Genomic DNA, 13,313 nt, shown 5'->3' with positions numbered 1-13,313 from the left:
GATGACCGCCAAACCCGAGACCGAAACCGTCCTCGCGCCCACCGCCACGGCCCCGGCCGTGCGGCTGCGCGGCGCGGAACTCTCCTACGGACCCCGCGTCCTGTGGTCCGGCCTGGACCTGGACGTCGCGCCGGGGGAGTTCCTGGCCGTGCTCGGGCCGAACGGCTCCGGCAAGACGAGCCTCCTGCGGGTGCTGCTGGGCTTGCAGCAGCTTTCCGCGGGCAGCGTCGAGATCGCCGGCGGGCCGGCCCGCCGGGGCAGCAACCGGATCGGCTACGTCCCGCAGCAGCGGGCGCTGGACGCGACCGTGATGGTGCGCGGTAGCGATCTGGTCGGTCTCGGGTTGGACGGCCACCACTGGGGCACCGGCCTGCGCGGCCGCCGCGAGCGCAAGCAGCGGGTCGCCGCGGCGCTGCGCGCGGTCGAGGCGACCGAGTACGCCCGGATGCCGCTGGGCCTGCTCTCCGGTGGCGAGCAGCAGCGGCTCCGGGTGGCGCAGGCGCTGGTCAGCGACCCGGCGGTGCTGCTGTGCGACGAGCCGCTGCTGTCGCTGGACATCGCGCACCAGCGCAAGGTCAGCCGGCTGATCGCGAGCCAGGCGCGGGAGGCCGGGGCCGCGGTCCTGTTCGTCACCCACGAGATCAACCCGGTGCTGCCGCTGGTCGACCGGGTCCTCTACCTGGTCGACGGCCGGTTCCGGATCGGCCCGCCGGACGAGGTGATGACCTCCGCGACGCTGTCCGAGCTGTACCGCACCGACGTCGAGGTCGCCCGCGTCGGCGGGCGGCTGGTGGTCGCCGGCACCGACGAGCACGAGCACGACCACCACGTGCAAGAGGCGGAAGAGGCGTGAACGCATTCATCGACGCGCTGGGCAAGATCCTGGACTTCTCGACCACGATCGACCTGCTCGGCTACCCGTTCGTCCAGCAGGCGCTGCTGGCCGCGGCGGCGCTGGGGCTGGTCTCCGGCTGCCTGGCGCCGCTGGTCGTCGCGCGGAAGATGTCCTTCGCCGTGCACGGCACGGCCGAGCTCGCGTTCACCGGTGCCGCCGCGGCGCTGCTGATCGGCGTGGGCGTCGGCGTCGGGGCGCTGGCCGGCGCCGTGGTCGCCGCGCTGCTGCTCGGCCTGCTGGGGCAGCGCGGCACCGAACGCGATTCGGTGATCGGCGCGATCCTGTCCTTCGGGCTCGGCGTCGGCGTGCTGCTGCTGTGGCTCAACCCGGAGCGGACCTCGAACAAGTTCAGCCTGCTGGTGGGGCAGATCGTCGGCGTCGATTCCTCGGACGTGCTGCTGCTGGCCGGCTCCGCGGCGGCTGTCCTGGTCGTGCTGGCCTTCGTGTACCGGCCGCTGCTGTTCGCCAGCGTCGACCCGGATGTCGCGGCGGCCCGCGGCGTTCCGGCGCGGCTGCTGACGCCGCTGTTCGCGGTGCTGGTCGGCGTGGCGACCGCGCTCGGCGTCTACACCGTCGGCGCGTTGCTGGTGCTGGCGCTGATGGTGACGCCGGGAGCCGCGGCGGCGCGGGTGACCGCGAGCCCGGTGAAGGCGACGGTGCTGGCCGTGGTGTTCGCCGAGGTGGCGGTGCTGGGCGGCATCCTGCTGTCGCTGGCGCCGGGGGCGCCGGTGAGCGCCTTCGTCACGATCATCTCGTTCGTGATCTACCTGGTGTGCCGCGTGCTCGGCAAGCGCCGGCTCGGCCGCCTGTCCCGAGTCCCGGCCGCCGCCTGACGGCAGTTTCAATGAGGTTTTTCCAACCTCAATTTGCGTGGCGGTGCGGGTGGCGGAACCTCAGCGTCCGCCTGGCTGTGGGTGCCCTGACTTATGTATGCCAATACACGGCGTGAGGGCCGTCCTCGCCAGGCGAACGCTGAGAACCCGCGGCGGTGCCAGTTGCGAGGGTGGGCCCGAAAGCGCCTGACGGCGCTTGGCGACGGCGCGCACTCAGGCGCAGGTCAGACGCTGCCGCTGCGGTACCCGACCAGGATGAAAAACCCTCAATTGAAACTGCGGTCACGTGGTGGCAGTTTCAATTGAAACTGCGGGTCGAGCACGGGGCCCGAATGGCGATGGGTCCGGGGTTGGCCGAAGCTGGCGATCGTGCCTGGGAGCGGCCGGAATCGGGTCCTGATCAACCTGGCGACTTCGCTGGGCGCCGTGGTGGCGTGCACCGTCGCCTACTACCTCCTGCCGGTCGACCGGTTCGGGCTCGTCGGCACCGTGAACGCGGTCGTGGTCTTCGCGGTCGGGCTGCTCGCGATCTCCTCGCTGATCCTGTTCCAGGTGCGCCGGTTCCGGATCGGCGGCGCGCGCCACGGCAGTTCCATCGCCGGAGTGGCCGTGGCGTTGTACTTGGCAGTGCTGTTCTTCGCGGCTGTCTACTTCGGACTGGCCCGGCAGGATCCGGGCTCGATCACGTCGCTGCGCACCAAGACCGACGCGCTCTACTACTCGCTGACGATCACCAGCACCGTCGGCTTCGGCGACGTGCACGCGGAGTCCCAGTTCGCCCGCGCGGTCGCTGCGGTGCACATGGCCTTCAACATCGGGTTCCTCGCCGCGGCCGTCGCCGTCGTACGGGCCAAGGCATCCCGGCCGGACGACGACTGAGCTCCGTTTCGGCTGATCAGGTGCCGTGTGTGTTTTGTGTCGCTATGGCAGCACAAAACACGCACGGGTGTTCACCAGCGGAAACCGTGCTTCAGGCGAGGCCGAGGTAGCGGCGTTCGTTGAACTGCTCGCCGCTGCACGAGGCCCCGAGGTCGTGGCCGATGCGCTCGATCACGTCCGCCATCTCCAGCCGCGCCAGCCACGGGCGGGGCAGCACCGCCGTGCCGTGCCGGGCGCCGAGGATGCTGCCGGTCACGGCGGCGGTGGTGTCGCTGTTCCCGGAGTGGTTCACCGCCAGCCGCAGGGCGTCGGCGAACTGCTCGGGCTTGGGCATCGCGAGCGCGCAGTAGACGCCGATGGCCAGCGCCTCCGGGCCGACCCAGCCCTGGCCGAGCCGCTCGATGTGCCCGACGCTCGCGCCCAGTCGCGCCAGCGTCGAAGCCTCCGCGAGGGCGGTCGCGGCCTCGCCGTCCTCGCGCAGCACGCGGCCCGCTGCCTGGTCCACCGCGGCGGGCAGCTTCCGCTCCTGCACGGCCACCAGGTGCACGATGAGCGACAGCGCCCCGGCCGAGGCCCAGCCGCTGATGCCGCCGTGGGTGAGCGCCGCGCACTGGCAGGCCAGCTGGTAGGCCATCTCGGCGGTGGGCGCGAAGCCGAGCGGCGCGCTGCGATCCACTCCGCCGCAGCCCTTGGAGGTGTTCCGCGGCCGGTCCGGCGTGCCTAGCTCGGGTTCCTGCAGCGCGCGCAGGCTGGTCAGGCCGGGCGCCCGGTTGGCGTACAGCTCGGGCTCGGCGAGCAGGCCGGTCGCGCCGGGCTGCGGCTTGTCTTCTTGCTGGGTGATCAACCACCGTCGGTAAGCGGCGGCGGTGGACTCGACCGGCCGCCAATTGCCGCCGTTGTTACCGGTGGTCCACGCGTGCAGGTAACCCTCGCCGGTGAACAGCGCCAGCTGCGTGGCGTCGCCGAGCAGTGCCTGCGGCGGCGGTTCGGCCACGCCTGCTTGACCGAACTCGGCGCGGATGTCGTCCAGCTGCGCGTACTCGACCGGGCTGCCGAGCGCATCGCCGAGCGCCCCGCCGAGCAGGCAGGCCACCGCGCGATCGACCACTGTGGACGGGGTGGGCACGGGTGCGGCTCTCCTTCCACAGTGTCCTCGTACGAGTGATCGCCGTGCCCAGACTTTACTTGGCGTATCAGGTCGCCGGGAGATGTTCACCGCAACATCGGGCTGGGCCGGACGCCGCGGGAGGAATCGGACATGGCTCCATTGGGGTGAATCGTCGGCCGGTGATCGACATGCGTTCGGCCGCGCCTCGTTACGGTGTGTCGGGTTTTGGGCGGCGGACCGGCCGCCGAGTGGGCTTTCCGGGGGTGTGGACTCGCCGTGCGCGGTACCCGAGACTGTCTGAAGACTCAACAAACATGAGCGAGAGTCGGATTTGGAGATGATGGCGGGGCACGGCAGCTCGACCGAGGCACCGGGCGCGGGGTTCGAGTTCCGCCTGCTCGGTCCCCTCGAGGTGCGCGTCGACGGCAGCCCGCAGCCGCTGGGCAGCGCCCCGGTCCGCGCGCTGCTGGCCTGCCTGCTGCTGGAACCGAACCAAGTCGTCTCGATGGACCGGCTGATCGACACGCTGTGGGAGCACGAGCCGCCGGCCAGCGCCCGGACCATCATCCACGGCTACGTCTCCCGGCTGCGCAAGCTCTTCGGCGCCGACGCGGATTCGGCCGAGATCGTCACCCGCCCGCCCGGCTACCTGCTGCGGGTCGACAGCGACCGGATCGACGCGCACCGCGCGCGGGCGCTGATCAACCGCGCGCACGGCATGGAACCGGCGGCGCGGTCGCGGATGCTGGCCGAGGCGCTGACGCTGTGGCGCGGCTCGGTGCTCTCCGACCTCGCCAGCAGCCGCCTGTACCGGATGGTCGCGCCGAACCTGGACGAGCTGCGGTTGATGGCGCTGGAGGAGCGGGTCGCCGCCGACCTGGATCTCGGCAGGCACCACCAGCTGGTGCTGGAACTGTCCATCCTGGTCGACCGGAATCCGCTGCGGGAGCGGCTCACCGGCCAGCTGATGCTGGCCCACTACCGAGCGGGGCACCGCGCCGAGGCGCAGGCCCGCTACCACGCCCTCCGCCACCGGCTGTCCCACGAGCTCGGCCTCGATCCCGGCCCCGAACTGCGCGAACTCTACGAGAAGCTGCTCCGCGACGACCCGGCGCTGCGCAGCCCGCAGCGCCGACCGGAACCGGGGCCCGAGCTCAAGCGCCCGATCCCGGCGGAGCTTCCGCCGGCCCCGGCCGGATTCGTCGGCCGCCAGGGCGAACTCGCGGCGCTCGACGAGATGCTGGCGGAGCGCGAACGCGGCTCCAGCCTGCTCGCCGTGGTCACCGGCACCGCGGGCGTCGGCAAGAGCGCCCTCGCGCTGACCTGGGCGCACCGCGTCGAGCACGAATTCCCCGACGGGCAGCTGTACGCATCGCTGCGCGGCTACGACTCGGAGCGCGAGCCGCTGACGCCCGGCGAGGTGCTGACCAGCATGCTCAAAGCGCTCGGCGTCGCGGCGAACGCGATCCCCGTCGAGCTGGACGACCGCACCGCGCTGTACCGGTCGCTGCTGGCCAAGCGCCGGGTGCTGGTGCTGCTGGACAACGCGCGGGACTCCGAGCAGGTGCGCCCGCTGCTGCCGGGCAGCGCGGAGTCGCTGGTGCTGGTCACCAGCAGGCGGCGGCTGGACGGGCTGGTGGTGCGCAGCGGGGCGCGGGTGCTGCCGCTGGAAACGCTGCCGACCGAGACCGCGATCGAGCTGCTCGACCGGGCGGGCGTGCCCGGCAAGTCTGCCTCCGAGCCGGCGGCCGCGGCCGCGCTGGCGGAGCTGTGCGGCGGGCTGCCGCTGGCGCTGCGGATCGCCGCCGCGCGGCTCGCGGCGAACCCGGCGCGCGGCGTGTCCGACCTGGTGCACGAGCTGACCGACGAGCGCAACCGGCTGCACGCGCTGGACATCGACGACGTCGACACCAGCGTCCGCCGCGCGTTCGACATCTCCTTCCGCAGCCTGCACCCGGTGCACGCCGACACGTTCCGGCTGCTCGGGCTGGTGCCCGGCCACAGCTTCACCTCGCACGCCGTCGCCGCGCTGTGCGGCACCGACCCGCCCAACGCGCAGCGCAGGCTGCGGGCCCTGGCGCTCGCGCACCTGGTCACCGAGACCGAGCCGGACCGGTTCGGCATGCACGACCTGCTGCGCGTCTACGCCCGCGACCTGCTGGCCGAGCCGACCTCGGCCGACACCGAGGCCCTGCGCCGGCTGCTGAACCACTACCTCGTCACGGCCGACCACGCGCGCCGCTTCCTCCGCCCGGCCCGGGACGACCTGGACTTCTCCAGCGGGCCCGAGGTGCCCCGGCCGGAGATCACCGACCGGTCGCAGGCGCTGGAGTGGTTCGACGCGGAGTGGACGAACCTGGTCGCCGCCGTCCGGGCGGCCAACGCCGAGGGCATGCACGAGCTGGCCTGGCCGCTGGCCCGCCTGCAGTTCAACTACCTGATGGTGCGCTGCCCGTGGGAGGACTGGATCCGGATCTACCGCGACGGGCTCGACTCGGCCCGGGCGGTGGACGACCCGGCGGGCAAGGTGCTGATGCCGGCCGGGCTCGGGGTCGCGTACTCGCGGTCGGGCCGGCTGGACGCCGCGCTGGCGCACTACGACGAGTCGTACCAGGCCGCGGTGCGGACCGGCGATTCCGCGCGGCTGGCGATGACCCAGGTCAACATGGGCAGCGTGCTGTTCCGCCTGAAGAGGTACGAAGAGGCGAAAGTGCACTGCCAGGACGCGCTGAGGGTTTACCGTTCGCTGGGCGACCGGTACTTCGTGGCGGGGGCGCTGAACAACCTCGCCATGGTCGAGCAGGTCAACGGCGAGCTGGAGGAGGCGCTGGCGCACCTGCTCGAGGCCGAAGCGCTGTACCGGGACGCCGACGACCTGGAGACGCTGGCGATGGTGCTGAACAACTGCGGCGAGGTGAGCATCGAGCTGGGCCGGATCGCCGACGGCGAGCGGTTCCACCACGAGGCGCTGGACATGGCGCTGAAGTGCGGATCCGCGATGCGGCAGGCATCCGCGTACCTGGGCCTCGGCGACGCCGCCCGGTCCCGCGGCGACCTGGCGGTGGCCCGGACCCGCTGGGACACCGCGCTGGCGATCTTCGAATCGGAGGGCTCGCCGCGCTCGACCGAGGTCCGCGCGCGGCTGGAAGACCTCTCCGCGGCCGCCTGCTGAGGGGCGTTTAGCCGACGTTTAGCGACTGTGTAGCGCCCGCTGGGAACTTTCATCATGTGCGGATCAAGCCGTGCATGGTCCGCACGACGGGCGGCTCTGGGGGGAGTCCAAGGGGGGATTGTCGCCCGGTCGTCCCGGTCGGCACTCGTGGCCGGCCGGGGCGGCCGCAAGGGGGGCTTGGCATTCGGGACGGTTCATCCCGAATGGGACGTGGGGGTGAGTGCGGGCTTTCGGCGCCAGGAGTGGGTGATCCTGCCGGAGGTCCGCACTTCGTCTTGTTTGGGGTATCCGGGGGTGTTCCGCCTGGTCAGGGGCCGTGAGTACTTTGTGTCGCCATAGCAGCACAAAGTACTCACGGCAGGTTTGACCAGGGAAAACGTTGTTCCGGAGCTCAGGCCGAGGGGCGTCCCGCGGTGAGCTTCTCCAGCTGCGGGCGCTTCGCGGTGCGGCCGTCGCCGCTGGACACGCCCCGCAGGCGGCGGCTGATCCACGGCGCCAGGTACTCCCGGGCCCAGCGGATGTCCCGGGCGCACTGCTCCCGCCAGGGCGTTTCGGGGAGCGCGGGCCAGGGCTCGCGCCAGTCCGCGGCGACCGGGACGCCCAGCGCTTCGCACGCGCGCAGGGCGACCCGCCGGTGACCAGCCGCGGACAGGTGCAGCCGGTCCTCGCTCCAGGCCCGGATGTCCCGCAGCACCCGCATCGACCACAGGTCCATCACGTAGCAGCCGTGCTTGTCGGCGATCGCCCGCAGGTGCGAGTTGTAGGTGCCGATCTTGCCGCGCACGTGCCGCAGCACCGGGGTGCCGCGGGTGTCGAAGCCGGTGCCGATCAGCACGTCGGCGCCGGTGGCCCGCAGCTCGCCGACCGCGGAGTCGAAGAGCTCCGCGACCGCGTCCGGGTTGCTGCCGGGGCGGATGATGTCGTTGCCGCCTGCGTTCAGGGCGACCAGCCCGGGCCGCAGCGCCACCGCCTGGGGCACCTGGTCGTCGACGATCTGGCGGATCAGCTTGCCGCGCACCGCGAGGTTGGCGTACCGCAGCTGGGGGTCGTGGGCGGTCAGGTGTTCGGCCAGCCGGTCCGCCCAGCCGCGGAAGCTCCCGTTCGGATCCGCGTCGGCGAGCCCCTCGGTGAAGCTGTCCCCCAGCGCGACGAAGCTGCCCCAGCGCGCCGAGCCGGCGTTGCGCTGCGATTCCATTGACTCTTTCCTTCCTGGTCTTTCCTCCCGCACGCGCGGTGACCGGAAACCAGATTGGCGCTCGAACGGCTACCTACGCCACCGTCGGTTCCGTACTAGTGATTAACGGCACGGGGCGGTCTAGTATTTCTGTCCGATTCGCCCGGACGCTGCGCGAATTTTGCGAATTTCGTTGCCGCACTGCACTTTTCCGGCGTCGCGGCAGCAACTGGGTGGCCATTCCTCGAAACACCGATACGGGTGAACCTCAGCTGCTACTGTCCTTCGGCGGTAACAGATGCAATGAGGGGGCCCGTGATGTTGCGATCGATGCAGGTGGCAGCCTGGTGTGCGTTCGGGGAGACGCCGCGCCGCCCGCTGTTCCGCGTCATCGCGGTCGGTTGAGTTGGGGAACGACAGCGTGCTCCGTTGCGTCGATTCCAGTGCGCCCGCGGTTCGGGTACACCCGGACGTCGCGCGGCGCTGCAACCGTCCCGAATATCTGGGGGAATCGTGACGTCACCGCAGAATCCGGCGTCCGCGCCGGGGCCAGCGGGCTTCGACGCGCAACAGCGGGCCGCTGGCCCGGGAGGACGACGCCGTGCGGACGCGCCGATGCGCGGCTCGCTCGGCGGCGACGTGCCGCCGGCACCGAGCGGGCCCCGGCCGCCCGCCCAGCGTCCGATGCGCTTCGATCTGCGCGGCGAGCTCGCCGCATTGGCCGCCGAACTGCACCCGTTCGCGCTGTGGCAGCGTGCCGAGCAGCTCCCTGATCGCTTCGAGCACGACCAGCACAGGCAGCCCCAAGACGCCAGGCCGGCGCCGGATCGACCCGAAGCGCCGAAGACCCCGGGCGGCGGATTGGCGATCTCCGGCGACCTCGGCGGACTCGACGTGCCGCCGGGCCGCCCGGAACCGCCGGCCGAGCTGTCCGGCTCGCTCGGTCCCGAGCCGCTCGATGAGCCGAAGCGCCCGACGGGGTTCAGCGGCGGCCTCAGCGGCTCGCTCCTGCAGGACGACCCGCTGAGCGGCCCGCTGCCACCGATCCACGACGGCCTGGTGGGCGGCCCGCCGTCGCAGGCAGGACCGCCGAGCGGCCCGCCGCCAGCGGGACCGCCGCGCCACGACGCTCCGCTGGACGGCCCGCCGCGGCGACGCGACTCCGGGCCCCTGCCGCAGCAGGGACCGCCGAGCGGCCCGTTGCCGCAAGACGGACTGCCGGCTCCCGAACCGGACGCCTCGCGACACGGCGCTCCGCCGCTCGACGGTCCGCCGAGCGGCCCATCGCCGCAGGCCGGCGGGCGACGGCACGACGGTCCGCCGCCAGGCCGGGATGGTCTGCCGCCCCACGACGGGCCGATGCCCGGGCCGGACGGGTTGCCGCCGTGGCACGACTCCGGCCCGCCGAGCGGACCGCAGCCGCAGGTCGGCCCGCCGAGCGGCCCGCTGCCGCAGGCTGGCCCGCCGCGCCACGACCTTCCGCAGGCGGGGCCGGACGGCCCGCCGCCCCACGATGGGCCGATGCCCGGTCCCGACGGGTTGCCGCCGCGACCCGACGCCGCCCCGGTGGGTGCGCCGCCGCAGGCGGGTCCGCTGAGCGGCCCGCCGCCGCAGGCTCCGCCGCGTCACGACGCTCCGCTGGACGGCCCGCCGCCGCGCCACGACTCCGGTCCGGGCAGCGGCCCGCTGCCGCAGGCCGCTCCGCCCCGCCCGGACGGTCCGCCGCCCGGCCAGCTGCCGCTGGACGGTCCGCCGCCGCAGCTCGGCCCGCCGAGCGGCCCGCTGCCGCAGGCCGCTCCGCTCAGCGGTCCGCCGCCGCAGGCTCCGCCGCGGCCCGACGCACCACCGCTCGCGTCTGACGGCGCGCCGCGGCATGACGCTCCCGGGCCCCGGCTCGCCGGTCCGCCGCCCTCCGGGCTGCCGCCCGTCGACGGCCCGCCGATGGCCGATCCGCGTCCTCCTGCTCCGCAGGGTCCGCAGTCGCCTCCGGTCGGCAACCCGTCGCTGGGTGGTCCGCCGCCGCGGCCTCCGGCCGCTCCCGGGCCGCCGCCCGAGGGGCCGCCGAGCGGTCCGATGCCGCAGGCCGGGCGCCCGGTCGGGCCGCCGCCCGCGCGGCCGGACGGCCCGCCGAGCGGCCCGATGCCGGTCAACTCCGGCCCGCCGCCGGCCCCGCAGGCGCCACCGCGCCCGCCGGAGCCGCAGCCGGAGCCGCCTCGCCCGCCCGAGCAGCGGCGTCCCGCGCCCGCGCGGGCGCCGAAGCTCGCGCAGCGCGCCGACGGCGGGTTCGGGCCGATGGGATCGTCCGGAACCTGGGGCGGGTCCTCGTCGTCGCGGGCCGGTTACGGCCGGAACATGACCTGGTCGGCCGACGACTTCAAGGAAGAGCGCCGGGAGGACGACGACCTGCGCGCCGGCGGCGGCTACAAGCCGGGCGAGAGCGGCCGGGGCGCGGTGCCGCAGTTCCTGGTCGAAGCCGACGAACTCTTCGAGGAGGACGACGGCGAGAGCCGCCTCGTCGCCCCGCCGGTGCTGGGCGAAGCGCCCTCCAGCTACCGGGACTTCTAGGGATTGTTCGATGTGGCTCGCGCCGCCGGTGGGTCCAACGCTCGCGGCGCGGGCCTCGGCGCCCGACCGGTGCACCCCGACTCGAAATGAGCTGTGATGGTCGAGACGATCACCCTGTCGATCCCCGCGGTCGACCTGCTCGGTGAGCAGCTGAACCTCACCGTGCGGCAGTACCCGTTCGAGCTCCCGCGCGTCGGCGAGGCCGCGGAGGACCGCAACCGGCTGGCCGCCCAGGTGTGGCAGGAGCTGGAGTCGACCGGCCTGGCCCGCAACGGCCGCCCGGAGCCCGAGGTCGAGGACGCGCTGTACCTGCTGTGCAGCTCCGAGGTGTCGATCGCCGCCGCCGGGCTGCTCGACGTGCGCGCCGGGCAGCGGCTGGCGGCGCGGGTCGTGGCGACCGGCGAGGTCGGCGTGGTCGGCGTGCTCGACGGCCGTGGGCTGCGGATGAGCTTCCTCGCGCCGGATGCGCTGCCCCGGGTGTGCGCGGAGCTGCTGCCCGACGCCCCGCCCGGCAGCGGCGGCGAGGTGCGCGCGGTGGCCGATCGCAGCCACGGCCACCCGACTGACGCCGACATCGACGGGCTGGCCGAACTGCGTTCGATCACCTCGGGGCAGAAGTACCGGCTCGGGCACTTCGTCGTCGGCGGCGCCCGGCGCGGCGGGCCGCGCGGCCGGATCCCGAACCTGATCTGGTTCGACAACGACCGGGGCCGCTACGCGCTGCAGGGCGAGCGTGCCGACGGCCAGGACGTCGTCACCTGCCGCCCGGCGGACAAGCCCCGCATCGCCGGCCAGCTCGCCGCCCTCCTCGACCGGGCCCGCCGGGGGCTCGGCTGAAATGCCTCGTCGAGGAGTCGCGTGCCACTGGTGGGTGCGGACGGGGCGCTAGTTAGGGCAGGCTGGGTTCCGTGACGCAGGACCGGCAGGCGGGGATCGCGGCGGAACGCGACGACCGCGATTCGTTCATGCGGCTGCTCGGCGGCCGTGCCAGCGCGATCGACGCGAGCCTGCCGCCCATCGCGTTCGGCGCCGGGTGGTTCTTCGGCGGCGAGTCGATCGCCATCGGCGGCGGCGCGGCGGTGGTGGTGGGCGCGCTGATCGCCGGGTGGCGGCTGCGCGGGGGAGCCCGGCCGCTGGCGGTGCTGATCAGCCTGCTCGCGGTCCTGTTCGGCGCGCTGATCGCGCTGTACACCGGGGATGCCGCGGACTTCTTCCTGCCCCGGCTGGTGACCAACGCGCTCAGCGCACTGGCCTGGATGATCAGCATCGCGATCCGCTGGCCGCTGCTCGGCGTGGTGGTCGGCACGGCCCTCGGCCAGGCCCGGCGGTGGCGCCGCGATCCGGTGCTGCTGCGGGCGTACAGCCGGGCGAGCTGGGTCTGGGTCGGCCAGTACGTGGTGCGGCTGGTGGTGTTCATCCCGCTGTGGCTGCTGGGCTTCACCGGCGCGCTGACCATCGCGCAGGTCGTGCTGACCTGGCCGCTGGTGGCGGTGTGCGTGGCGGCGAGCTGGTGGGTGATGCGGCGGTCCCTGCCGCCGGAGCACCCGGGACTGCGGCATCCGCAGTCGTGACCGCTCGGCCGGAGGAGCAGAATGCGCTCATGTCTCTCGGCAGCGTGATCACCGCGATAGTCACCCCGTTCGACGACGAGCTGCGCGTCGACGAAGCCGCCTTCCTGGGCCTGTTCCGCCACCTGATCGACCACGGCTCGGACGGCATCGTGGTCTGCGGGACGACCGGCGAGGCGCCCACGCTGTCCGACGAGGAGCACCTGCGGCTCATCGAGCTCGCCTGCGCCGAGCGCCCGGCGGGCGCCACGGTGATCGCTTCGACCGGGTCGAACAACACCGCGCACGCCTGCGAGATGACGGCGCGGGCGACCGAGCTCGGCGCCGACGCGGTGCTTTCGGTGACGCCGTACTACAACCGGCCCAACCGCCGCGGCCTCGTCCGGCACTTCACCGAGATCGCGCGGGCGACGGACAAGCCGGTGGTGCTCTACAACGTGCCGTCGCGGATCGGCCTGTCGCTGACGCACGACCTGCTCGCCGAGCTCGCCCAGGTCGAGAACATCGACTACGTCAAGCAGGCGGACAACGCGGCGCTCGCCCAGATCGACGGCCTCGGCCTGTACGCGGGCAACGACGACGGCTTCGCCACGGCCCTGGACCTCGGCGGTCTCGGCGGCATCCTGGTGGCCAGCCACCTCGTGGGCCCGCAGATGCGGCGCATGGTGGACGAACCGGAGCGCCGCGCGGAGATCGACGCCTCGCTGAAGCCGCTGTACGCGGCGCTGTCGACGACCACGAACCCGATCCCGGTCAAGGCGGCCCTGAACCTGGTCGGCCACCGGGTCGGCGGGGTCCGGCTGCCGCTGGTGGACGCGGACGAGGCGGAGCTGGCGGCGATCCGCAAGGGCCTCCAAGAGGTCGGCCTCGCCTGAGGTGATCGCCTGGGCGTTCCAGGAAGGCTCGGCGCGGCTGATCGCGATGGCGCCCGGTGCCTGACGGGCGATGGCGATTTCGCGCGAAATCGGCGCCCTGTGTTCAGGGGGCACGTCCCCCACGCACCGGCGCTCCACGCTGAACGAGCCCCCTGGGATCGGGCCGGTTCCGCCGGACACCCTGGTGTGCCCGGAAATGCCTGGGCGCTGGGATGTTCGCCGGGGAGCCGCCAGATCTTCGGCA

The 13,313-nt window shown here is 73.3% G+C and carries 10 protein-coding genes; 8 read left to right on the top strand and 2 right to left on the bottom strand.

Annotated features, from left to right (window positions below):
- Position 1 precedes the first annotated feature (1 nt).
- From BLW84_RS23430 to BLW84_RS23420, 3 genes are all read left to right on the top strand, one after another.
- Complete coding sequence (locus tag BLW84_RS23430; RefSeq protein ID WP_093268771.1) at positions 2–853, top strand: metal ABC transporter ATP-binding protein; 852 nt, start codon at positions 2–4, stop codon at positions 851–853.
- Positions 850–1,728 (top strand): metal ABC transporter permease, encoded by an 879-nt coding sequence (locus BLW84_RS23425; protein ID WP_093268768.1) that lies wholly within the window; start codon positions 850–852, stop codon positions 1,726–1,728. Before BLW84_RS23430 ends, BLW84_RS23425 begins: the two co-directional genes overlap by 4 nt.
- 369 nt (positions 1,729–2,097) lie before the next feature.
- Complete coding sequence (locus BLW84_RS23420; protein ID WP_177226645.1) at positions 2,098–2,607, top strand: ion channel; 510 nt, start codon at positions 2,098–2,100, stop codon at positions 2,605–2,607.
- Between the two features lie 91 nt (positions 2,608–2,698).
- On the opposite strand, the gene BLW84_RS23415 is transcribed toward BLW84_RS23420, so the two are convergent.
- Positions 2,699–3,733, bottom strand: coding sequence for an ADP-ribosylglycohydrolase family protein (locus tag BLW84_RS23415; RefSeq protein ID WP_093268762.1), 1,035 nt, complete (start codon positions 3,731–3,733; stop codon positions 2,699–2,701).
- 319 nt (positions 3,734–4,052) lie between these two features.
- On the opposite strand from BLW84_RS23415, the gene BLW84_RS23410 reads away from it, so the two are divergent.
- Positions 4,053–6,887 (top strand): AfsR/SARP family transcriptional regulator, encoded by a 2,835-nt coding sequence (locus BLW84_RS23410; RefSeq protein WP_245761328.1) that lies wholly within the window; start codon positions 4,053–4,055, stop codon positions 6,885–6,887.
- 391 nt (positions 6,888–7,278) lie between these two features.
- Here BLW84_RS23410 and BLW84_RS23405 read toward each other — a convergent pair whose 3' ends face one another.
- Positions 7,279–8,082, bottom strand: a complete 804-nt coding sequence (locus BLW84_RS23405; RefSeq protein ID WP_093268759.1) for an SGNH/GDSL hydrolase family protein — start codon at positions 8,080–8,082, stop codon at positions 7,279–7,281.
- Positions 8,083–8,676: 594 nt separating this feature from the next.
- On the opposite strand from BLW84_RS23405, the gene BLW84_RS23400 reads away from it, so the two are divergent.
- The 4 genes from BLW84_RS23400 (at position 8,677) to dapA (ending at position 13,069) form a co-directional block, all read left to right on the top strand.
- On the top strand, positions 8,677–10,626 hold the full coding sequence (locus BLW84_RS23400; protein ID WP_093268757.1) for a hypothetical protein: 1,950 nt from the start codon (positions 8,677–8,679) through the stop codon (positions 10,624–10,626).
- Positions 10,627–10,722: 96 nt separating this feature from the next.
- Positions 10,723–11,463 carry an ESX secretion-associated protein EspG gene (locus BLW84_RS23395; protein WP_093268754.1) on the top strand — a complete coding sequence of 247 codons (741 nt, stop codon included), beginning with the start codon at positions 10,723–10,725 and terminating at the stop codon, positions 11,461–11,463.
- Between the two features lie 71 nt (positions 11,464–11,534).
- Positions 11,535–12,197, top strand: a complete 663-nt coding sequence (locus BLW84_RS23390) for a DUF3159 domain-containing protein (protein ID WP_245761327.1) — start codon at positions 11,535–11,537, stop codon at positions 12,195–12,197.
- A gap of 29 nt (positions 12,198–12,226) precedes the next feature.
- Complete coding sequence (gene dapA / locus BLW84_RS23385) at positions 12,227–13,069, top strand: 4-hydroxy-tetrahydrodipicolinate synthase (protein WP_245761326.1); 843 nt, start codon at positions 12,227–12,229, stop codon at positions 13,067–13,069.
- Positions 13,070–13,313: the final 244 nt, after the last annotated feature.

Source organism: Saccharopolyspora shandongensis (assembly GCF_900106995.1).
In the GTDB taxonomy this organism is placed as follows: Bacteria; Actinomycetota; Actinomycetes; order Mycobacteriales; family Pseudonocardiaceae; genus Saccharopolyspora; species Saccharopolyspora shandongensis.
The sequence above is the reverse complement of the archived record's forward strand: the minus strand, read 5'-3'. Positions and strand labels throughout refer to the sequence as shown.